At 29.2% G+C, this 904-nt stretch carries 2 protein-coding genes; both read right to left on the bottom strand.

Annotated features, from left to right (window positions below):
- The coding region (locus OEZ61_RS08045; RefSeq protein ID WP_290047382.1) for an IS3 family transposase at nt 1-506 on the bottom strand (506 nt) is incomplete at its 3' end.
- Complete coding sequence (locus tag OEZ61_RS08040; protein WP_054450299.1) at nt 500-805, bottom strand: transposase; 306 nt, start codon at nt 803-805, stop codon at nt 500-502. The genes OEZ61_RS08045 and OEZ61_RS08040, both read right to left, overlap by 7 nt.
- Nucleotides 806-904: the final 99 nt, after the last annotated feature.

Raw genomic sequence — 904 nt, 5'->3', positions numbered from 1 at the left:
GCCAATTGGGTATTTGGATGATTAGAAATTTTATGAGCAATGATTTCCGAATTAAAACTATCCATTATTGTAGAAAGGTATAACATCTTATTTCCGCAAGGAATATAAGTGATATCAGTAGTTAATTTACGTTTGGGTACACTAACGCTCCAATCACGATTGATTATATTATCAAATTGTTTGAATGGATTACCAGGTCGATGGGATCTTTTACGTTTTATACGACACCCCCAACCATATTTAGCCATAATTCTTTGAACTTTACTAACGCTACATTTTAAGTACTTATTAATTAGTGCATGAATTTTACGATAACCATATAAAAACTTCGTTTTTATACATAGTTGTTGAATCTCCTGTTCAATCTGATTTAAATTAAAATGATCTGCATGTTTTTTATGGTAGTAATAGGTGCTTCTAGATATATTAAGATACTGACAAATTCTAACTAAAGGTATTTTGGATGTAAAAGTATCGATTAATCTAATAGTATCTTGGTTTACCACAGCCCTTCCATGATTAAATATTTTTTTATAACTTCAAGTTCTTCTTTCATTTGTTTAATTTCCATGTCTTTTATGACATCACTAGGTAGCTCCAAATTACCTTTATTATATTTATATTGCTTTCCAGGTTTTTGATTCAAACGATAATAATCACCGTTTCTTACATATTTACGCCACGTATAAATTAAACCATCACTCTTTAATCCCAATATTTTACAAATCTTTCTACCAGGAACACCTTCATTAAGAAGCCGGACGGCTTCTAGTTTAGTTTCATATGAATATCTATTATTAGCCATACAAAAAACACCTCCGAATTATGTTATTTTATCAAATTAAAATAATCATTTTATCGAAAGTGCTTTTATTTATCTGTTCAATATTATAACTTCAGTTCC

The sequence above is a fragment of the Apilactobacillus sp. EABW-1NA genome (genome assembly GCF_030398685.1).
Classification (GTDB): Bacteria; Bacillota; Bacilli; order Lactobacillales; family Lactobacillaceae; genus Apilactobacillus; species Apilactobacillus waqarii.
Note: the sequence above shows the minus strand (reverse complement) of the source record. Positions and strands in the feature narration are given on the sequence as shown.

Bases quoted from the DNA above. Each gene is read 5' to 3' on its own strand.
- OEZ61_RS08040 (WP_054450299.1), bottom strand. From the start codon at position 805: ATGGCTAATAATAGATATTCATATGAAACTAAACTAGAAGCCGTCCGG.